At 37.8% G+C, this 22,264-nt stretch carries 11 protein-coding genes and 2 tRNA genes; 8 read left to right on the top strand and 5 right to left on the bottom strand.

All coding sequences use genetic code 11. The features are described 5' to 3' along the window. Positions 1-22 precede the first annotated feature (22 nt). Positions 23-1,552, bottom strand: a complete 1,530-nt coding sequence (locus ACLJX0_RS04140; RefSeq protein WP_410878708.1) for a GH3 auxin-responsive promoter family protein — start codon at positions 1,550-1,552, stop codon at positions 23-25. 108 nt (positions 1,553-1,660) lie between these two features. Here ACLJX0_RS04140 and ACLJX0_RS04135 point away from each other — a divergent pair, with 108 nt between their 5' ends. Beyond that, on the top strand, positions 1,661-2,458 hold the full coding sequence (locus ACLJX0_RS04135) for a DUF2797 domain-containing protein (RefSeq protein ID WP_410878706.1): 798 nt from the start codon (positions 1,661-1,663) through the stop codon (positions 2,456-2,458). Positions 2,459-2,522: 64 nt separating this feature from the next. On the opposite strand, the gene ACLJX0_RS04130 is transcribed toward ACLJX0_RS04135, so the two are convergent. Both ACLJX0_RS04130 and sppA read right to left on the bottom strand, forming a co-directional pair. After that, positions 2,523-5,156 (bottom strand): AsmA-like C-terminal region-containing protein, encoded by a 2,634-nt coding sequence (locus tag ACLJX0_RS04130; RefSeq protein ID WP_410878704.1) that lies wholly within the window; start codon positions 5,154-5,156, stop codon positions 2,523-2,525. An 89-nt stretch (positions 5,157-5,245) separates the two neighbouring features. Further along, positions 5,246-7,006 (bottom strand): signal peptide peptidase SppA, encoded by a 1,761-nt coding sequence (sppA, locus tag ACLJX0_RS04125; protein WP_410878702.1) that lies wholly within the window; start codon positions 7,004-7,006, stop codon positions 5,246-5,248. Between the two features lie 126 nt (positions 7,007-7,132). Here sppA and folK point away from each other — a divergent pair, with 126 nt between their 5' ends. Next, entirely contained in the window at positions 7,133-8,299 is a 1,167-nt protein-coding gene (folK, locus tag ACLJX0_RS04120) for a 2-amino-4-hydroxy-6-hydroxymethyldihydropteridine diphosphokinase (protein ID WP_410878700.1), read from the top strand. 29 nt (positions 8,300-8,328) lie between these two features. On the opposite strand, the gene ACLJX0_RS04115 is transcribed toward folK, so the two are convergent. Continuing rightward, the gene (locus ACLJX0_RS04115) at positions 8,329-8,856 is read right to left on the bottom strand and encodes an RNA methyltransferase (RefSeq protein WP_410878698.1); all 528 of its coding nucleotides are present in this window, start codon (positions 8,854-8,856) and stop codon (positions 8,329-8,331) included. A gap of 195 nt (positions 8,857-9,051) precedes the next feature. Here ACLJX0_RS04115 and ACLJX0_RS04110 point away from each other — a divergent pair, with 195 nt between their 5' ends. From ACLJX0_RS04110 to ACLJX0_RS04085, 6 genes are all read left to right on the top strand, one after another. After that, positions 9,052-9,564 carry an FUSC family protein gene (locus ACLJX0_RS04110; RefSeq protein ID WP_410878696.1) on the top strand — a complete coding sequence of 171 codons (513 nt, stop codon included), beginning with the start codon at positions 9,052-9,054 and terminating at the stop codon, positions 9,562-9,564. A 79-nt stretch (positions 9,565-9,643) separates the two neighbouring features. Then, positions 9,644-12,244, top strand: a complete 2,601-nt coding sequence (gene mutS, locus ACLJX0_RS04105) for a DNA mismatch repair protein MutS (protein WP_410878694.1) — start codon at positions 9,644-9,646, stop codon at positions 12,242-12,244. Between the two features lie 208 nt (positions 12,245-12,452). Next, positions 12,453-12,525: transfer RNA gene (locus ACLJX0_RS04100), tRNA-Gly, on the top strand. Between the two features lie 18 nt (positions 12,526-12,543). Further along, positions 12,544-12,629, top strand: a tRNA-Leu gene (locus ACLJX0_RS04095). A 539-nt stretch (positions 12,630-13,168) separates the two neighbouring features. Then, positions 13,169-16,285: a SusC/RagA family TonB-linked outer membrane protein gene (locus ACLJX0_RS04090; protein WP_410878692.1), complete on the top strand. Its 3,117-nt coding sequence runs from the start codon at positions 13,169-13,171 to the stop codon at positions 16,283-16,285. An 11-nt stretch (positions 16,286-16,296) separates the two neighbouring features. Next, the gene (locus ACLJX0_RS04085; protein WP_410878690.1) at positions 16,297-17,688 is read left to right on the top strand and encodes a RagB/SusD family nutrient uptake outer membrane protein; all 1,392 of its coding nucleotides are present in this window, start codon (positions 16,297-16,299) and stop codon (positions 17,686-17,688) included. Between the two features lie 103 nt (positions 17,689-17,791). Here ACLJX0_RS04085 and ACLJX0_RS04080 read toward each other — a convergent pair whose 3' ends face one another. Continuing rightward, positions 17,792-22,246 (bottom strand): MBG domain-containing protein, encoded by a 4,455-nt coding sequence (locus ACLJX0_RS04080; protein ID WP_410878688.1) that lies wholly within the window; start codon positions 22,244-22,246, stop codon positions 17,792-17,794. Positions 22,247-22,264: the final 18 nt, after the last annotated feature.

Below are 22,264 nucleotides of genomic sequence, written 5' to 3'. Positions count from 1 at the left end.
ACAAGGTGGGAGCTTTTCTTTTTTATATCTCTTTCACTACTTTATTTAAAACAAATAATTCTTCTATTAATTTTCTTTCATTGGATAAACGAGGAACTTTATGTTGCCCTCCTAATTTATCACTCTCTTTCAGCCAATCATAGAATAGTCCTTTACGCGCCTGATGTAACACTAAAGGATTCAATGTCATATTATTGTATCGCTTGGCTTCATAATCCGAATTGACCTCTTGGATACAACGATCCAATACTTCACCAAACTTCGCCAAATCTTGAGGGGCTTTCGTGAATTCAATCATCCATTCATGCGCTCCTTTTTCTTTTCCTACCATAAAGATAGGTGCTACGGTATACTCCGCAATTTCAACTTGAAACAATGCACACGCTTTGGCCAAGGCTCGATCTGTATTTTCAACCATTAATTCTTCCCCAAATACATTGATATGATGCTTGGTTCTTCCAGTAATCTTAATGCGATAAGGGAGTAAACTAGTAAATCGAACCGTATCTCCAATCAAATAGCGCACTAAGCCCGCATTTGTCGTAATTAACATGGCATAATTCTTTCCCAACTCTACATCGCGCAACGAAATAATGCGTTGAGTACTGGTTCCAAACGTATCCATAGGAATAAACTCATAGAAAATTCCATAGTCCAGCATCAATAACAACTCATTACATCCATTTTGATCTTGGATAGCGAAGAATCCTTCTGAAGCATTGTAAATTTCATAGTATTTAAAATCACCACTAGGCAATAATTTTTGGTACTGATCTCGGTACGGTTCAAAACTCACCCCACCGTGAAAATAAACTTCTGCATTTGGCCAAAGCTCGAGTAAACTTCCCTTTCCTGTTTCTTGTATGATTTTATTGAATAGAACCAACATCCAAGAAGGAACACCCATAAAACTCGTTACATTTTCGTGCTGTACTTCTTTGATGATGGCATTCATTTTGGTTTCCCATTCAGCCATTAAAGAGGTCTTATTAGAAGGAGTACTGCTAAACTCTGCCCAAAAAGGCATATTATCAATTAATATAGCTGATAAATCTCCAAAAACAGTATTATTGTCTTCGTATAGCTGTTTGCTTCCTCCTAAACGCAATCCCTTTCCTGTAAATAACTGTGAGTTTTCATTGTTGTTGAGATACAAGCAAAGTAAATCTTTTGCAGCTTTGTAATGGCAATTTTCTAGAGCCTCATTACTAACTGGTATGAACTTACTCTTCGCATTTGTAGTGCCACTTGACTTAGCAAACCAGCGAATCGGTTCAGACCAAAAAATATTATTTTCTCCTTTTCTCGCCCTTTCAATAAAAGGTTCAAACGCTTCATACGTATAAACAGGCACACGTTCTGCAAAGGTTTCATAACTTTTAATACTCGCATAATCGTACTGTTTTCCTAGCAATGTTTTTTCATTGGCTTTGATTAGGCTTAAAAAAACGTCATTTTGTACCTCATTCGGGTATTTTCGAAATAAATCTATTTGATGAATTCGCTTTTTCAGAATCCATGAAGCAATAGAATTAACAATTGTCAGCGCCATATATACATTATTAATAAAGTAATCACTCTTTCCTTGTATAAAGAGGATCCCAACAATAAAAATTGTTTTCGTACTTTTACTCCTTATCCAAAAATAACAATTTTATTTATGCTATACGAAGGAGTTTTAAACAAAATGCAAACGGAATGGAGTAGTCCTATTGAATACTACTTAGTGTTTCAAAATAACTTCATCAACTTAAATCAGGTTCTTGATCGCCAACTGAAAATATCTTTCGTTGACTACCAATGTTTGAATTGTGGTGCTCATAAAAAAATCTTCCGTCAAGGCTTTTGTTACGACTGTTTTTATGCGAGTCCAGCGGTTGGAGATTGGATTATGCGTCCCGAATTAAGTACAGCACATTTAGGGATTGCTGATCGAGATTTAGACTATGAAAGCAAGGTTCAATTGCAACCGCATATTGTGTATTTAGCCGCTTCTAGCGATGTCAAGGTTGGGGTAACTAGAAAAACACAAGTACCGACTCGTTGGATTGATCAGGGCGCTTCGAGCGCTATTCCCATTGTTGAAGTACCCAATCGCTATTTAGCAGGAATTACTGAAGTCTCACTTAAAAGTTTATTTACAGATAAGACCAATTGGCGCAAAATGTTGCAAAATGAAATTATTGAAACGGATTTGCTGGAGATCAGAAATACCCTTCGCTCTAAACTTCCTGAAGAAGTTCAACCGTATTTTGAATCTACCCCAACAGATAGCTATCAATTAGACTATCCTGTATTGGCTTACCCTACGAAAATAAAGAGCTTGAATTTAGATAAAACACCTACATACCAAGGCATACTCAAAGGAGTTAAAGGGCAGTATCTTCTTTTTGAGGATGGAACTGTATTTAATATTAGAACCTATGAAGGTTATGTGGTTCAACTTGATATTGATTAAAACGCAACAGAACTAAATTAACAAAAAAGAGAAGCAGTAACGCTTCTCTTTTTTGTTGTATGTATTACTCTTTTTTCTTCTTACCAAAAAGGTCTTTCAATCCTTGTCCGATTTTCTCTACCGTTTCTTCAGTTTCATTTTTCTTCTTTTCTCCTTCCTCACTCTTTTCTCCTTCTGTTTTATCTTTTTTTCCACCACTTAACAGATCTTTTAAGGCATCTTTTCCTTTGTCAATATATTTATTTGCTTGATCTTCTGCTATTTGCTTGGTTAGATTTGTTACCACCTCATTCATATTAGTTCCTACTTTCGGTGCGCTGAAATTACCCGTTAAATCAACTTTCACTGGAATAGCCTCATATTTTGCACTTTCTTGTGGGCTCAACTTTGTCAAGAGATTAGCAACATCAGACCCCAACATTTTGGCTGGAACTTTAAAGTCTAACGCATAATTCATCTGTTGATCAAACCCATGCTCTCCAGAAACTTGTACATTCATATCTTTTACTTTCAAGTCAAAAGGAGATACTTGTACTTTTCCATCTTTAAATTTTAAGTGAATACGTTTATTATTTAAATCGAGTTTACTCAAATCAATAAACTTCACAGCGGAGTCTAAAGAAGAAAGCAATTTTGAATTAGCAACATTCACCTGTGAGTTTAAGATATCACCTGTTAAATCTCCAGATAAGGTATTCAAGACAGGTGAAAAATCATTGCTTTCCAATTGTCCATCTAATTTGACATTGGCATTGATGTTTCCGGCAATGATTCCTGCAATAGGAGCGATTTTTTTCAAGAATTCAAATTGGGTAAATGTATCTTTGATATCCAAGGTTTTTAGTCCTAAATCCATAGTAAATTTCGGTTGTGTTCCCTTTGTTGATACATCCCCTGCAAACAACAATTTTCCTCCAAAAATATCCGTACTCATATTTTCCAATCGAGCGGTTTCATCTTTAACAATCAAACGTCCTTTCACATTTTTCAAGGTCAAATTATCATAGACTACTGTCTTCGCATCTGCCTGGATCGTACAATCTAAGAATCCTGGTATTTTCAATGCTTCTGCTTGTGGAGCAGGTTTCGCTTTTTCTTCTTTTGTTTTTTCAGCTGCCTGGGCAGTATCCTCTTTTAACAAATCAGCAAGAATAAAGTTTGTCGAACGCACATTAAAATTTCCTTTCAGCGTTTGCTTGTTGAACAAGAAACCATATAAGTTATCCAAACGACCATCTGCGGCTAGATCCGTTTGTCCTGTTTCCAAAGCAAACTTATTTAAGCTCACGTGATTGGTGTTAAACGAAATCGCTGCCTCTTTTATATCCAGTGGTTTAGCCATTGCAACTGAAGCAAAGTGGAAATTCGTTAAGCTGATATCTCCAGCATTCTTAATATTTTGATACTGACTTTTCTCTACGGAATTCATATCAAAATTCGTTGCTACATTGGCTTTTAATATTCCTGTTAATGGAACATCGAGTTTCACAGGATACGCTTTGGTTACATTAGCCAAATTAATCACTCCGTTTAACTTTGCATCTACCAAAGGGTTTTCAGTCAGATTTTTAATATTAGCGCTGGCATTGAATACATCTTGATCAATTTTAAACGACAGCTTGTTTAGGTCAACATACGTATCTTTCATCAAACCAGTCGTATTGTTGATTTGCATATCCAACATAATCTGCTCCACCGCTTTAGGTAAATCAGGATATTTGAATGAGGCCTTATTTGCTGCCATTTCAATCGCCAACGTAGGAATTGTCGTTTCCGTTAAATTTCCCTTCACTTTTCCTGCTACTTTAAATTCTCCAGTTGTCGTTACTCCTTTCAATCCACCTGCATATGCCTCTGGAATTAAACCTAAAAAGTTTTTAAAATCCGAATCTGGTGTTGCAAAAGATAGATCAAACGCTTGTCCATTTTCCAACAATTGTACTTGACCATCAAATTGAAGGGGCAATTGATTAATTAAGGCTTTATTTTCCTTAAACACATAGATCTGTTGCTCCATATCCATTCCAATCATTGCGTCTAAAGACAGCTGCACTTGATTTAAGAATGACGTTCCATCCATAACAAAAGAAACTTTTGCGGTTGACTTTGTATCCAAATCCAACACATTGGCGGTTAGGTTTCCTTTTCCTTCATGATTGAATTCATCAATAACGACTTGCATTTTAGCGCTTAAATCCGTGTACGTAAGCTTGGTATTTTCAATTTGATAGTGTTGTAAGGCCAACGAAAAAGGCTTATCTTCCTTATCCTCCTCTTCTTTTTCGTCCTCCTCCTTCAATGCAATATCGTAGTTGGCAATTCCTTGTTCGTTTACCAACACTTGAATAGCCGCATCTTTCAGTAGAATTTCTTCAATATTCATGGGTTTGTCAGCTCCATTAAACAATTCCATCACGGACATTTGCAATCCAATTGTTTGGGCATGCAAAAGCGTATCACCTTCAAAGGGAGCTGTATTAACAATCGTCAGTCCATCAATAGTTACGGTTGCTTTGGGGAAATTTTTAATTAAACTTAGGTTCACCTTGTCGAAGGACACGGTTGCCGTTAAGTTGTCATTAATGGTTTTAAGAACCAAATCTTGTATTTTTCCTTTAAACAAAAATGGAGCAGCAAGTAGTAAAAGGAAAATTCCCAATACTATTCCACCAATCCACCATACAACTTTTTTCTTCATAGCTTTATATTTTTATACAAAATAACAAAAAAAAGAGTCAACTCAAAGAAGATGAGTTGACTCTTTTATCTTATTCGATTAATTTTACCCTATTGAATTTTAATTTCGAATGGCATAATTGCTTGTGCACCTTTGAGTGAATTAAAATAATTTAATCGCTCCATCAGTTCAAAATTTTCTTGTCCAATTTTTTCTTTCAGTAATTCATCTTGTGTTTGCATAATGGACGCTCCTAGGAAATTGCGCAATAAATCATTGAATTTTAATTCATACTCGGGATAGCTTACCACCCTATAGTCTTCAATTTCTACTTTATCTGCGGCGTAAGCAATTGCATCACCTAAACCACCTAGTTCATCTACCAATCCTTTTTCCAAGGCATCAACACCTGTCCAAACGCGTCCTTGTGCAATTTCATCTACCTTTTCGAATGTCATATTACGCCCCGCAGCTACACGATTTACGAATGTTTCATAAATAAACTCAATGCTTTCCGTTACTTCAGATTTAAATGACTCATCTACTTTTCGGAAAGGACTATATGAAGATGCATTTTGATGTGTTTTCACTTGTTCTGCATTTACGCCATATTTGGTTGCCAACGTACTGAAGTTTGGCAACATACCAAATACACCAATCGACCCTGTAATCGTTGCTGGATCAGCAAAAATACGATCCGCACCACAAGAAATATAATACCCCCCTGAAGCAGCTAAATCTCCCATGGATACAATCACTGGCTTTACTTTTTTCGTCAATTCAACTTCTCTCCAAATTAACTCTGAGGTCAAGGCACTTCCACCCGGACTATTTACACGCAGTACAATAGCTTTTACTTTATCGTTTTCACGGGCTTTTTTCAACGCTCTATTTACAGAACCTTCTCCAATGAAGCTTACATTTCCTTCTCCACTTAAAATTTGTCCCTGTGCATAGATTACTGCTATTTGATCGGATGATGCTTTCTTGGTACTTGTAGCACCTGCTTTGATGTACTCTAAAACATCAATTTTGTTGTACTCTTTGCTTTGATCTACAGCTAATGCTTTTTTAATTCCCGCATGATACTCATCCTCATACGCTACTTTATCCACTAATTTCACCTGTAAAGCTCTTTCTGGTGTACGGGCAGCTAGATTAGTTGCGATGGCATTCAAACTATCCACAGAAATCGCTCTACTTTTCGAAATATCTTGAACTAATGTTCCCCAAATAGAATTCAAGAAAACCGTAATTTGTTCTCTATTGGCATCACTCATTTGTTTTTCTAAATACGGTTCAACCGCACTTTTGTATTTTCCATGGCGAATTACTTCCATATGTACGCCTGTTTGATCCTGTAATCCTTTTAAATACAAAATCTCAGTTGACAAACCGCGAAAATCTACCCCACCTACCGGGTTTACATAAACCGTATCAGCTACAGATCCCAGATAGTACTCTCCCTGCGTAAAAGCATTGGCATAAGAGACAACAAATTTACCACTCTGCTTAAAGTCGTTTAGTTTTTCTCTAATTTCTCTGCGTTGTACAAACCCCAGAGATGAAACATTATTTAGAATCGAAATTCCTTTAATTCGATCATCTTCTTTTGCTTGTTCAATAGCCGTTAATACATCGGATACTCCATCTGTACTTTCATCACTAAAATTAAAGTCTTTGTAGCTAAACTTTCCTCCGTAATCATATTGAACGGTGGATAAATCCAAAGTAAGAACGGAATTATTCTTAACCACTACTTTTTCTGAGCTTCCCGCTGCTGCTGCAATGGCAATAAAAATAAAAAACAGCAAACCAAAGAAGATAAATAATCCCACTAAGGTTGCTAATAAATTTCTTAAAAACTTCATAGTATTACGTTTTATTTTATTAGTCGTCCGTGTTGAGTAAACGTTACAAAACACTTATTTTATTTTCACTCAATATCTCCTACAAAGTTAGCATTAATTAAAATTTCTTTTACTTACTTTTGTCTCATGAATACGCAAAACAGACTTATTTTATCTCTTGGCACCAATCAAGGAGATAAAAAAGTAAATCTAACTAAAGCTATAGACCTCATCCACAAAGGAGTAGGGACAGTAATTTCGATTTCTTCCCTATATGAATTTCCCGCGTGGGGTTTTGAAAGTGAGCCTTTTTTTAACTGTGCTATACTTGTTCATACGCTTTTATCCCCCCAACAGGTGATTACTAACACCTTAGCGATAGAAAAAGAGTTGGGTCGAATTCGCACACAAGAAACAGGATACGCCGCTCGAATTATCGACATTGATATCCTCGCCTATAATGAGGATACTGTAAAGGAGGATAACTTAACAATTCCGCATCCGTTGATGCAGGAACGTCGTTTTGTTTTACAACCTTTAGCTGATTTACATCTGGATTGGGTCCATCCTGTATTGAAAAAAAACATTGCTCAGCTATTACGCGATTGTCCAGATGAAACCACGTTTCAACACGTGGGTACTCTAGCTAGTACGTTAGAAAATCATCCGTTAAAACGACTAAATTTCGTGGCTATTGAAGGGAATATCGGAGCAGGTAAAACCACCTTGACGCATCGCATTGCCGAAGATTTTAATGCTAAAAGTATCTTTGAGGGGTTTGCTGACAATCCTTTTTTACCCAAATTCTATCAAGATGCAAGTCGCTATGCTTTTCCTTTGGAAATGTCATTCTTAGCGGATCGCTATGCTCAACTATCCGATGATTTGGCGCAATTTGATTTGTTCAAAGAGTTTATTATTGCCGATTACTATATTTTCAAATCACTCATCTTCGCTCAAATTACCTTAGAAGAAGATGAATTTCGCTTGTACCAACAAGTATTTGATATTATGTACAAAGAGACACCTAAGCCAGACTTGTATGTTTTCTTATATCAAAACACCGATCGTTTGTTGGAAAACATTCATAAAAGAGGACGCTCATATGAAAGTGATATTTCAGGCCAGTATTTGGATCAAGTAACCAAAGGATACTTCAATTTTATGAAAACACTACCTACTGAAAAAGTACTCTTGATTGACATCTCCGATCTAGATTTTGTTGCCAATCAAGCGGACTATATCTACATTCTCGACCAAATTGAGGAGAAGTTGGGGAAGGTTGACAGTATACAGTTCACGGTTCACGGTTAACTGATTAACCGTGAACTGTATACTGTTAATCAATCCATCTGTTGAAATAAATCCCAAATCACAATCCCAGCACTAACAGCGATATTCAGGGAGTGTTTGGTTCCGATTTGTGGAATTTCGATGACCCCATCACTTAGATCCACTACGCCTTGAGAAACGCCTTTTACTTCATTTCCGAATACGAGGGCGTATTTTTTACCTGCTGTAACTTGAAAGTCGTTAAGCATCACGCTATTTTCTACTTGCTCAATGGCTTGAACAGAAACTCCTTCTTCATTTAGTTGCTTCACTACCGCTACTACATCCTTCCCATATTCCCAATCTACGGTTTCAGTTGCCCCTAAAGCAGTTTTGTGGATTTCTTTATTGGGCGGTGTGGCTGTAATTCCACATAAATATATTTTTTCAATCAAAAACGCATCACAAGTTCGAAAAACAGATCCAATATTATGTAAGCTTCTTATATCATCCAAGACGACTATAATAGGCGTTTTATCTGACGATTTAAATTCATCTATACTTTTTCGATCTAATTCACTATTTGCTAATTTTCGCATCACTTTTTACTCTATTTTCTTGCAAAAATATCGATAAAAGCTAAACTACACTAAATTTCACTTGTAAAAATTATGAGGCTCCTTCTGTCTATCATTTTCAATTTCAATCACTCCTCTTATTTTTAACTAATCTTTGATACCCCATAATTGTTAAACCTTTTCAAGTTCGATATTTTTGTAGGCTAAAAATTGAATATGATTCACGAATTAATAAAAAAAGTAATTACCTCTGCCGTTCTTATCTATACGGTTCGTTGTTTGATTGGTTTCAGTTTGGGGTATTATCTCTATATTCACTTTCAGGATCATGAAACCTTATGGACGATTATCTCCATTATTTTAGTCATTTCTCCTGAGGGGCAAAATTCAAAACGATTATCGATTGAACGGTTTAAATCGAACTTAGTAGGTTCTGTTGTAGGCTTAATTTGTTTAGAAATTCACACGCCGAACTTAGCGGTTATTTTGTTTGGAATTGTGCTGACCATTTTAATCTGTTACTTCTTTAAGATTCTCAATATGGCCCGAGTAGCCTTGGTTGCTTTGGTTATTATTTTGGTTCAACCGAGTACGGGATTAACGGAAATGACTCCCTTGTGGCGCTTTCTAGCTGTAACCATTGGCTGTTTAATTGGGTTATTAATTGTTATTCTTACTTCCATGCCCATTCGTCAATTAAAGCGTTATTATAATCTTCCGTTGTTGTAAAATAATTGTTCGTTTTAGCTATCTCGCCAATCTTACTGTATATTTGTGAAATCGTCTTAATACCAAAATAAATAAAGCTATGGCTGCTAAAGAAAAAGCATCTAAAGAAACTCCATTAATGAAACAATATAATGAAATAAAAGCCAAGTATCCTGATGCTTGTTTGTTATTTCGCGTAGGAGATTTTTATGAAACCTTTGGAGAAGATGCCATCCGAACCGCTCAGATTTTAGGAATTACCTTGACCAAGCGTGGGGCAGGATCATCTAGTGAAACGGAACTGGCTGGTTTTCCCCATCACTCCATCAATGTCTATTTACCTAAGCTGGTTAAGGCTGGACTTCGCGTGGCGATTTGCGATCAATTAGAAGATCCTAAAATGACGAAAACGATTGTAAAACGAGGCGTTACAGAATTAGTAACCCCTGGTGTTGCCATGAATGATGAAGTACTACAATCGAAATCCAACAACTTTTTGTGTGCCATACACTTTGCCAAAAAAAATATAGGGATTGCCTTTTTAGATGTTTCTACGGGAGAATTCTTCACTGCAGAAGGAGATGAAGAATACATGGATAAATTGTTACAAAATTTCAATCCCAGTGAGATACTAGTGCAGAAGAACAATAAAATGGCTTTTCAACAGCTATTTGGTTCAACGTATAACCTCTTCTTTTTGGATGATTGGGTATTCAAGCAAGATTTTGCTTTCGAATCCTTAATGAAACATTTCCAGACCAATTCCCTTAAGGGCTTTGGTATTGAGGATTTGACAGATGGAGTCATCGCTTGTGGAGCGGTACTTCACTATCTTTCAGAAACACAACACACTAGAATTCAACATATTTCCAACATCCAACGTATAGCCGAAGATGCTTATGTTTGGATGGATCGCTTTACAATTCGAAATTTAGAACTGTACCAAAGTAGTAATTTCAATGCGATTACGCTTTTGGATGTCATTGACAAGACCTTATCTCCTATGGGTGGACGATTACTCAAACGCTGGCTGGCGCTACCATTAAAAAAGAAGAATGCCATTGTAGAGCGTCATGAGATTGTGGAACTACTCACCCAAAAACAAGACCTTCTGGGTCATTTTCAAGGACAAATAAAAAAGATATCCGATTTAGAACGCTTAACCTCTAAAATCGCAACGGGTAAAGTATCACCACGAGAACTTTTATATTTGAAAGAATCGTTGGATGCTATTATTCCCTTAAAAGAACAAGCGTTAAAAAGCAAGAATGAGGCATTAAAAATCATTGGCGATCAGCTACACGATTGTGGCTTATTGCGTGAACGCATTGCCCAAACGATTCACCCTGATGCGCCTGTTGCCCTTAGCAAGGGAAATGCTATTGCCTATGGCATCAACGAAGAATTAGACGAATTGCGCAACATCTCCTCTACTGGGAAAAGTTATTTAGACGAAATGGAGCAACGTGAAAGTCAACAAACGGGAATTCCGTCTCTAAAAATTGCCTTTAACAACGTATTTGGATACTATATTGAAGTGCGTAACACCCATAAAGACAAAGTACCAACAACGTGGATTCGCAAGCAAACCTTAGTCAACGCTGAGCGCTATATTACAGAAGAATTAAAAGCATACGAAAATAAAATTTTAGGTGCTGAAGAAAAAATCAGCCAACTGGAAAGTCGTATATATGAGGAGTTTATTCAATGGTGTGGGCAATATATCCAACCCGTGCAATTGAATGCTCATTTAGTAGCTCAATTGGACTGTTTATCTTCGTTTGCTCAACTAGCCTTGGAAAACAACTACATTCGTCCTGTACTTGATGATAGTTATGATTTAGAAATCAAAGAAGGACGTCACCCGGTCATTGAAAAGCAGCTGCCTTTTGACAAGCCTTATATTACTAACGATGTTTTCTTAAACAATTCCACCCAACAAATTATCATGATTACGGGGCCTAATATGTCAGGTAAATCGGCCATTTTGCGTCAAACGGCTTTGATTGTATTACTCGCTCAAATGGGATGTTTTGTGCCTGCTGCTGCTGTTCGCATGGGGGTTGTGGATAAAATATTTACCCGCGTTGGTGCATCAGATAATATTTCGATGGGGGAATCGACTTTCATGGTCGAGATGAACGAAACGGCCTCTATTTTGAATAATATTTCCGATCGCAGTTTGGTTTTATTGGATGAGATTGGTCGTGGAACGAGTACATACGATGGAATCTCTATTGCATGGGCAATTGCGGAATTTTTGCATCAACATCCTGCGAAACCTAAAACCTTGTTTGCTACCCATTATCACGAGCTCAATGATATGCAGGAGCATTTTGAGGGAGTAAAAAATTACAACGTTTCTGTGAAAGAATTAAAAGACAATGTTTTATTTATTCGGAAATTGATTCCTGGCGGAAGTGCTCATAGTTTTGGGATTCACGTGGCTAAAATGGCAGGTATGCCACAACTTGTTATTAATCGCGCTCAGAAAATGCTCAAGCAGTTGGAAAAAACACACCACAAAGAAGGAGCTTCTCCACTAAAACCAGTAGAACAAGAGTTACAATTGAGTATTTTCAATATAGATGATCCTTTATTGAGCAATTTAAAGGATGAATTATCCGTCATTGACATCAATACCTTAACACCTGTAGAGGCTTTAATGAAATTACACGAGCTAAAAAAGATGATTCAATAAGTACGATTGTACACAAATAGATAGTAAAATCGGTTTATCCTACAGGATAAGCCGATTTGTTTTAAAAAAAATATCCTCTTTTATCCCCTGACTTCCAAACGCTTAAAAAAAACAGCGAAAAATAATATATTTACACATTTGTACAGGTAAAAAATTGTGCTACATTTGCACTCGCATTACAGCAATAATGTACGATCCTTAAACGCTTGCGAAAATAGCTCAGTTGGTAGAGCGCAACCTTGCCAAGGTTGAGGTCGCGGGTTCGAACCCCGTTTTTCGCTCGAGAGTTTTTTTATCACGCTCGAGTGGTGGAAGTGGTAGACACGCTGGACTTAAAATCCAGTGAACAGTAATGTTCGTGCGGGTTCAAGTCCCGCCTCGAGTACAAAAGTCCCAAGTTAACGCTTGGGACTTTTTTTGTTTACAAGTGTACAGTTTCGGTCGATCTTTTTCCCTCTCATAATCAGTAAACCACAAACCGTAAAACGCAAACTCCTCCCCTTTTTCTCCACCAAATAGTCAAATTTTCTTTTTTCGCTCATTCTCATTCCTTAGAACATATTTATATTCCTTAAAAAATAAAAATTAAAGTAATTTTATCCTTATTTCATAATGTATTGCAGATAAAAAAACCACTACTTACCTTTGCCCTGTTGTTTTCGTTCAAAAAAAGATAGTATGCAAGAAACAGGAACCCTTTATTTTCGTTCATCCTTTATGGTTATTTTTTCCATCCCCTCTACTATGGCTATGATGGCAGGCATGTGTATGCCTTAACGCAAAGAAAAGCTTTACTAATTTCTTGTTTTAAAAAACAGAAAAGGAGGCTTTCGTATAGCCTCCTTTTTTTGTATCGTTTTTTTTAGCAGCAAAAAAACGATAGTCATATGTGTGCTGCTAAAAATAATAAAAATTTTTAGTAAAATGAAAAGTATTAAACTTCGGCTACTCCTCAGTAGCTTACTTCTGCTATGCCATACGGCTTTTGCACAGCAGCAAACAATAACAGGAACCGTTATTGAAAGTAATGGCGCCTCCTTACCTGGTGTTCTAATTACGGTAAAGAACACGACCAAAGGAGTACAAACGGATTTAAATGGACATTATACCCTAGAAGCATCCCCAGAAGATATTTTACAGGTGGAGTATATTGGATTTACATCGCAATCCATTCCTGTACTTCAACAAAAAGTGATTAATATTACCTTAGAGGAAGAGATAGTCAGTTTAGATGATATTGTCATCGTTGCTTATGGTACCCAAAAACAAAAAGCAGTAGTGGGGGCCATTAGTCAAATTAAGAGTGATGTTCTAGGCAAGCAAGCAGCTACTTCGGTTGTCAGCGCATTACAAGGAACCGTAGCGGGGGTAAACCTCATCAATTCGAGTTCACAACCAGGAGAGAACCCAACCATTCGCGTACGTGGAATTGGCTCTATTAATGCCTCTGCTGATCCGTTAATTATCTTAGATGGTGCTCCTTATTCTGGCAACTTAAATTCAATCAGTTCAGATCAGATTGAGGCCATCAATGTATTGAAAGACGCAGCATCAACTGCCTTATATGGTTCTAGAGGAGCTAATGGGGTTATTTTAATTCAAACCAAAAAAGGCAAGCGAAACAGCGAGCCTGAAGTACAAATAAAACTAAGTTCTGGAGTGGCTTTTGATGCGGTACAAACACACAAAGTACTCGATACTCAAGGCTATACCTCCTACTTATGGGAAGGGCGAAAAAACAACTATCACTATGTACTCAAACAGGACGAAGCAACGGCTCGTAAAAATGCATCAGATGGTTTAGTTAGTCACTTAGGCTATAATCCCTTTGGGACTGATCAACCTGTGGATTATAACGGTAATTGGACAGTCAAAGATCCGTTGATTTGGGAAACAGATTGGAAAAGAGAACTCCAACGCAACCAAGCTTTTCGAAAAGAATACAACTTTAATGTTGCGGGAGGAAGTGATCGTACCACCTATTTCTTATCGGGTAATTACCTCAATCAAGATGGGATGATCAAAACGTCTAATTTTGAACGTACGACAGTGCGTTTAAACATAGAAAGTCAAATTGCCTCTTGGTTACAAGTTGGTGCCAACACAGCTTATGCGAGTTCCAATCAAAACTTTCCTACCCAAAGCGGAACAGACTTATACAGTCCGATGAACTGGATTTATGCCATGCCGAGTGTATTTCCTGTGTACAAGCGAGATGCTAAAGGGCAGCTAGTGGTTGATGCCGCTGGAGATCGAATCTACGATTACGGCAATGCCTCTAGTAAAGACATAAACAGCGTACGTCCTATTATGAGTGGTGAAAATGCTGTTGGTATTTTATTCAACAATAGTACTGTCAATCGACGTGCATCTTTGAGTTGGAATGGTTTTGCTAAAGTCGATTTAGCAGAAGGACTTTACTTCAAATCTACCTTATCGTATGAGAAATATGATTTTAACGTAAAAGAATACAACAATGCTCAATACGGTCAAGCCTCTAGTGTACAAGGTCGTGTACAGAAATCGAAAGACACCTCTGAGACGCTCAATTTTATCAATGCTCTACACTATGACAAAGGATTTGGTGACCACCATATTGCTGTAGATGGAATTGTAGAAGCCTATCAATTTAAACAGGATTTATTTCATGCTTCTTCAACAGGATATTTACCTGGGAATTCAGAAATTGGCAGTGGAACAGCTTTAGAAAGCATAGAAGGATATGAAGTGGAAGATCGTCTCACTAGTTATTTAGGACGATTAAGCTACGATTATAACAACAAGTATTTCATTGAAGGTTCCTTTAGACGCGATTCGAGCACGCGCTTTGACAAATCGGTACGTGCGGGAAATTTCTATGCTATTGGAGGATCGTGGATTCTTTCTGCTGAAGATTTCTTAGCCCATCAATCGTTTATTGATTTATTGAAAGTGAGAGCCTCTTATGGGGAATTGGGCAACAACAACCTCAAAGATAACTACTTTCCCTATTTGCGTTTATTTGAAACAGGGTACAATCAATTAGACAATCCGGGTGTTCTGTTTGGTAATATAACAGATTCGTATCTGACATGGGAGAAAACAGCATCCTTTAACGTAGGAGTAGACTTCAGTTTGTTTAACAACCGACTAGAAGGTTCGATTGATTACTATAAAAAACGTTCTATTGATTTGCTTTTTGCTATTCCACAAGCCCCTTCCACAGGAAATTTAGAAATCTTATCCAATGCTGGAACGATTGAAAACTATGGATTAGAAGTAAGTGTAACCTCTCACAACGTCCGTACGAAGAATTGGACTTGGGACACATCCTTTAATTTCTCGGTGGATCGAAACAAGATTATTTCCTTGACGCAAGATAGTTTCATCAGTGGTTTGAATCGCTGGGAAAAAGGCCGTTCACTCTATGATTTTTACATCCGAGAATGGGCCGGTGTTGACCCAGAAGATGGGTACGGAATGTGGTATAAAGATGTAGTAAATGAGCATGGGCAAGTTACAGGAAAAGAAACAACCAAAGAGTATGACGAAGCCACACGTTACTATAAACAATCTGCTTTGCCCAAAGTTGTAGGTGGATTCAATACCAGTGTGACTTATAAGAATTTTGATTTCAGTGCTTTTTTCAATTTTAGCGTGGGTGGTTACATTTATGACAATGATTATGCTAGTTTAATGGGCGGTATTTCGAAAGGGTATCAAAGTTCACCAGACATCCAAGATCGTTGGCAACAACCTGGAGATATCACGAATACGCCTCTGATTCTTAATGCATCAAACAATTTTGCGTCCACTTCTACTCGTTTTTTATACAAAAACGATTACCTCCGTTTAAAGGCCATTACCCTTGGGTATTCTCTTCCAGTAGAACGATTGAGTAAATTAAAACTCAAACAAGCTAGGGTATACCTTCAAGGAGAAAATTTACTGACGTTTCAATCACACAAGGGAATTGATCCCGAACAAGCGATTAATGGAGTAACAAACTATCGCGTGCCACTCTCGGCTACCATTTCTCTTGGTTTAACTATTAATTTTTAAAAAGTACAAACATGATACAATTTTTTATAAAAACTGTGGCGTTCCTTTTTTTAGGGAGTACTCTTATCGGTTGTTCCTCTGATTTTTTGGATGACCCTCAACCAAAAAATAGCATTTCACCAGATATCGTTTTCGGAAGTACAGAAGGAGCAACTTCCTTTCTATCGGGTATTTTGCGTCTCCAACGCATGTCCATGATTAATGATGAAGCCTCGGGTCTTCACAGTATTTTATTTGCTCGAAGCGTTAAAGGTTCGGATTTAATTCAAAAACAAATCTGGTTTGGCGATGATTACGATTACCAAATCTATACTAGCACCGGTACGCGAGGTGTATTTTCTTGGCGATTGCCTTATAAAATTATTGATCAGGTCAATAATTTTATCCAAGGCGTTGAAAACAGTAGTAAAATCAGTCCAGCAGACAAAGACCAGTTACTAGGACAAGCCCTTGCGTTACGAGGTTATTACTATTTTCAACTAGCGATTGAGTTTGGAGAGGCCTATTTAGCTCCAGAAAATAGTGTATTTCCACCTATTTATACCGCACCGACCACTACTCCAGCGCCTTTTTCTAATAAGGAGGAGTTCTTTAGTAGAATTGTAACTGACTTAGAGGAGGCCATTACGCGTTTAGGAACAGAAAGAATAAATAAATCCTACCTCAACAAAGCGGTAGCTCAGGCATTTTTAGCCCAGGTCTATCAATACATGGGAAAATGGGAACTCGCACAAAAAAATGCTGTTTCCGCTTATGGTGGTCAGCCACTAGAAGTTTTACATCCTGAAGAATACAACCAAGGTTTCGCTTCAATTCAGGCTGCTGAATGGCTATGGGCCTTACCTCAAAGTGCTGATCAAACAGTTTATTACCGTTCCCATCCACATGCGATGATGGATCACGTCGCTGTGGCTTATCACGGAACCTTTATTAATGATGCTTTTGTTCAGCAATTTAGCTCCACTGATGTGCGTAATTTATTCAGCAATTTCTACGAAAAACCAGCAGGAGATTGGCAAGAATATGTTACCTCTAAGTTTACCTTTACATTTGAGGTAGATATTCCAATTATACGTTATCCCGAACTGATTTTAATTGATGCAGAAGCAGCGTATCATTTACAAGATGAAAACAAAGCACTAACCTTACTGAATCTCATCCGTCAAAATAGAGATACTGAAGCCGCACCAGTAAACGTCCACGGAACCGATTTACTAGAAGCCCTTTTACTCGAGAGAAGAAAGGAGCTTTATGGAGAATGTGGCGTGGAGTGGTTTGATGCAAAGCGATTGCTAAGAGGAATTACCCGTACTGGTAATCACCGTACACTAGTAAGTCTTACACCGTTAGACAAACGTTTTCAACTACCTATTCCACAAGAAGAACTGGATGCGCGTAAATAACACCTATGTAACCTAGACTATCACATAAAAAAAGCCCCAAACAAATTGCTTGGGGCTTTTTCATTCACTGATTATAACCAAATATATAGTAACTAAGTCACTATTATTCTCTCACAATAAAAGGTACACTTTTTTGCACTCCATTTTCTTTAAGAACCAAAATATAAGATCCTACAGCGAAGGTGGAAGGAATCTCAATTTGATTTGCTTGATCTCCTGCGGCAAATTCACCTTGTTTGATCAACTGTCCTTTGATATTATAAATTACATAGCTCACCACTTGGTGGTGGTTATCAAAACGAACGTGAAGCATTTGGTTTCTCTGCACTGGATTTGGATAAACTCCAAAATTTTCCGCTTCTTTATTCTCAATTACAATTGGGCAAGTCACAATCTTCTTGCCATTATGTAATGTTAGTACTACATGATATTCTGCCCCCACTTCCAACACATCTCCGAAATTATTTCCTGCAGAATAGGCCTGTTGGTTGCCAATAGATTCTCCATTTTTAAACCATTCATATCCTTTGAACACATAGCCTCCATTGGTCTGTTTGTTATTATTAACCAACAACATATTGTTGTATTTTTGGTATACAATGTTTGTTGTACTAATGCGTTTGTCGATATAGATTGTATACGTTTCCTGCTCAGTTCCACGAGGAGAAGTAACTGTAATTACTTGCTTATAACTACCGTAATCTTTAACTGCTACGGTGATGTAATTCGATGGAGACACGACGATTCCCTCCATTACTTGAACCTCAATAACAACTTGATCTTGTGGATGATCACACCCAATAATCACATAAACTTCTTTCTCTGGTTTTCCATAGGAAATGCCGTCAATAATTAAGTTTTCAATTCCTACCGCTCGACTCGTTACTTCAATGGTTCGGTAAACAGGTATGGCTGGGTTGTAATTTTCGTTTCCAGGCTGATAAGCTGTTAGAGTAACAAATCCTGGGCGCAAGAAACGCACCATTCCTTGTGCATCCACAGTTGCCACCTCTTGATCGATTGGATCGTCAATGCGATAAGAAACAGGCAATCCTGAACTTGCTGTGGCGGTCAACTGTAACGTTGGAGTATCTTCAATCACTACAGTCGTTAGCGTATCAAAATCAATCGTTTGATCTGCTTTTACAATTTTCAACATGCCTTGTAAGGTAATAGTTTCAAATGCAGACCCATAATCTACTACAGCTGTCACGGCATAGTCTCCCACTTCCGTTTGATGGTTATTGGTATACGTAATGGTTACCTCAGAATGAATATTTCCTTCTACTTGAAGGGCTTTCACTTGTCCATCATAAACGAATACTCGATTTGGCAAGGACAACCCTGTAATTTGACCTTGTTTAATTTCAAAATCAGCCCCAGTAAATGAGATCAATTCATAGTTGTTATTCACAGCCAAAGTACCTTGATTGATAGCGTATAATCCTATTTCTTCTCCTGCATCACGAGTTAAACGCCCCGTAATCACTTGGACAGGATAATCTCCTCTTTGTAAACCTATCGTATTAAACGTCAAGATAGGATCGGCTGTACCGTACGTTTTAAATTGATTTTCGATAACCTCTATTTCCAAAGGTGCAGGGGTAATTTCAAACTTTTCAAGATCTGATACTGTTAGACTATAATTTTCATGTAGCGCTTGTAAATTACCTATAGCATAACCATATAGCCCAACATTTTCCCCCATTTGTCTGCCTAATGTTCCTATTAAAGCAGTTACCGCTGTATCATTCCATTTCAAACCAGTTACAGTATATTCAAAAGTTGGATCTGTCTGCCCATACACTTTTTGAATACCTTCATGCGCTACAACAACCAAGTTTGCAGGTGTAATACGCATTTCAGCTCCTTGAAAACTCAATTCATAATTGGAACCAAGCTGTTGTAGTTCACCTTGATTAATCGCATAGGTTCCTACATTTTCTCCGGCTTCACGCCCTAATGTTCCAGTTAGTACATCCTCAGCCGTATCACCATGTAGCAAGCCCGTTACACGATACGTGAATACAGGATCATCTTCTCCGTATTCTTTGGTTTGATTTTCCGCAATGATAAGTAACTCTGCAATTAAAATCTCAAAATCAGCGCTAGTAAAAGCAATTTCATAATTTCTTCCACCATCTAAGGTTCCTTGAGTAATTGGATACGTTCCTATTTCTTCTCCTGGTTCTCTATCCAATGTACCCGTTAAAACAGCAGCTGAATCCTCATATTTAAATCCTGTTACGGAATACGTAAACGTCGGGTCTTCACTTCCATATCTCTTTTCTTGTCCAGCATCTACTTGTACAGTAAGCATTGCCTTAGTAACAGTTAACGTAAAAGTTACATCCTCTGCAGGCAAATAAGCATTATTCCCTGCTTGACTAGCAGTAACTGTTGTTGTTCCAGCACCTTTAATCACTAATTTACCATTTTCAAATTGAGCCACGGTTTCATCCTCTACCATATAACTCAAAGCCAAACCGCTGTCTGATGTTCCCTGAACAAAAGGAAGATCCCCATATACTTTTTCCACATCTTCCGCTGTAATAATCTGATTTTCTGGAGGTAAACTAGTAAAAGGAACTGGTCCAAACCATGTACCACAAGGCAGTGCACGCACATAAACCTCGTATTCTCTACTGGTCAATAGACCCGTAAAGACATAAGGAGAAGTGATAGACTCTACAGTAGTTCCTGTTCCTCGTTCAAAGCCAGCAAATCCATATTCTATATCAAAGGTTGTTCCTTCAGAGGTAATAGTAAGCACCATTTCATTCGCTATCACCTCTACTTCTGCCGCAGTAACCTCCTCACAATCAACCCCTCCTGAAATATCAAAATCATCCAAAGCTACTTCAAATTCAGCAAAATAATCATCAATAACCGCTTTCACTCTAAACTTCACATACATCCCCGCATAATCTTCTAATTCATGTGTAAATGTTTGCCATCCACTGGTTCCATTACTATTTATTCTCGCTAGTGGTTCATAGGTCGTACCAAAATCGGTTGACATTTCTACCTCTAAATGGCCTAATCCAGCATAAGCCAAACCTCCATAAGCATCCGTGAATAAATAATCAAAAGACAACGTATCACCATAGTGTAAAGGGCCAACCGTAATGGTTGAAAAACGTGCCTCGGGTTCTGCTCCTAAAAAGGAAAAATCATACAAATATGCACTTATACTAGTTCCACGATCCGCTGTCATCTGAGAAAATTCCCAAGTTACACCATCCACCTGCTTCCATCCTAACGGATAAGTTAATCCGCCACTAAAATCTTCATGCCAAGGAGAAGGAGTCACAATAAAATCATCAAATACTAAAGGTCCCTTCCATTGACTTTCTTCTCCTTCTTCCGTACAAATTCTACGAACATAGAAGTCATAAGCCGTATCATTCACTAAATTAGTAAAGGTATATGAAGTCGTTGTAATATTTTGAATAACTGTTGCAGCTGCACTTCCTTGTGTAAAACCAGCAGGTCCATATTCAATTTCAAACAGATCTCCATCACTTGTCCAACTCAAGGTAAAACCTGTAGTTGTACTATTTGTTTTTGTCAACGTTGTCGGTGGCATACAACCTATTACACACCCATTAATCGGATAACTTTCAGTACGTTCCTCCATACAAGCGTCAAGCGTACCTGAAACATCAACTACTCCACCAACCGTCACCTCGTATTCCACTATATTATCACAAGACCAGTAGAACGAATCATCAATTTGAATTTGCAGTGAATACGGCGGATTTGCCCCTGTATAGGTGTTATGAATCTCAAAATCCTCATATATCAAATAATTATAAGGACCACCACTAAGAACAGCAGTCCCATCGGCATCCAGCAACTTCCAAATAGTTACATCGCCATACTCTGGGAACGTTAGATGAATTCCGATTTCACAACTTTCTCCTGGTTCAGGAGCTTCGTTATCCGAATCCACATTCAAGGTAAAATCAATCGCCTGACCATAAGAATCATCCTCCAAATCATAACCGATATAAATCCCACTAATCCAGCACGGATCCGGATTAGCCTCCAAGAATTCATCAAAAATCCACGTTTTGGTAATTCTTATTCGCGTTTCACCTGCTACCGCCGTCGTCGGCACCGTAATATCAATCGAAATACTTTGTCCATCAGCACCATTAGAATCATCCAAGACTCCAATTACATATACTTCCCCTGCATCATCTAAAACACCATTTTGATTCCAATCAATAAAAGCATAGAGTTTATTTTCTTCTCCATACGTATTTCCTTGAACGGTTAGCGTATAGGTTTGCCCTGCTGTTACTTCTGCTACATTTGCAGTGAAATCAACTAATAAATCGACGTCATTGGTATTGTTAATTTCAACCCCTACGAATTCAATTTTTGTAATTTCTTCCACGTCGCCCCCTTCCACGTCACAATAAGGTGATGGAAATTGAGCGAAGGCAAAAGAGCTGCTAAATAAGGTAAAAAAAAGAAGCCAGCCAGCCAGCCACCGGCTTCGTTTTGCTTTATTTTTTTCACAAACGGGTAAATGCGTAATTTTATTCATACTGGTTCATTTGGTTAT

This window comes from Myroides sp. DW712, from assembly GCF_046557355.1.
GTDB lineage: Bacteria > Bacteroidota > Bacteroidia > Flavobacteriales > Flavobacteriaceae > Flavobacterium.
The sequence above is the reverse complement of the archived record's forward strand: the minus strand, read 5'-3'. Positions and strand labels throughout refer to the sequence as shown.

Bases quoted from the DNA above. Each gene is read 5' to 3' on its own strand.
- ACLJX0_RS04140 (WP_410878708.1), bottom strand. From the start codon at position 1,552: ATGGCGCTGACAATTGTTAATTCTATTGCTTCATGGATTCTGAAAAAG.
- ACLJX0_RS04135 (WP_410878706.1), top strand. From the start codon at position 1,661: ATGCTATACGAAGGAGTTTTAAACAAAATGCAAACGGAATGGAGTAGT.
- ACLJX0_RS04130 (WP_410878704.1), bottom strand. From the start codon at position 5,156: ATGAAGAAAAAAGTTGTATGGTGGATTGGTGGAATAGTATTGGGAATT.
- sppA (WP_410878702.1), bottom strand. From the start codon at position 7,006: ATGAAGTTTTTAAGAAATTTATTAGCAACCTTAGTGGGATTATTTATC.
- folK (WP_410878700.1), top strand. From the start codon at position 7,133: ATGAATACGCAAAACAGACTTATTTTATCTCTTGGCACCAATCAAGGA.
- ACLJX0_RS04115 (WP_410878698.1), bottom strand. From the start codon at position 8,856: ATGCGAAAATTAGCAAATAGTGAATTAGATCGAAAAAGTATAGATGAA.
- ACLJX0_RS04110 (WP_410878696.1), top strand. From the start codon at position 9,052: ATGATTCACGAATTAATAAAAAAAGTAATTACCTCTGCCGTTCTTATC.
- mutS (WP_410878694.1), top strand. From the start codon at position 9,644: ATGGCTGCTAAAGAAAAAGCATCTAAAGAAACTCCATTAATGAAACAA.
- ACLJX0_RS04090 (WP_410878692.1), top strand. From the start codon at position 13,169: ATGAAAAGTATTAAACTTCGGCTACTCCTCAGTAGCTTACTTCTGCTA.
- ACLJX0_RS04085 (WP_410878690.1), top strand. From the start codon at position 16,297: ATGATACAATTTTTTATAAAAACTGTGGCGTTCCTTTTTTTAGGGAGT.
- ACLJX0_RS04080 (WP_410878688.1), bottom strand. From the start codon at position 22,246: ATGAATAAAATTACGCATTTACCCGTTTGTGAAAAAAATAAAGCAAAA.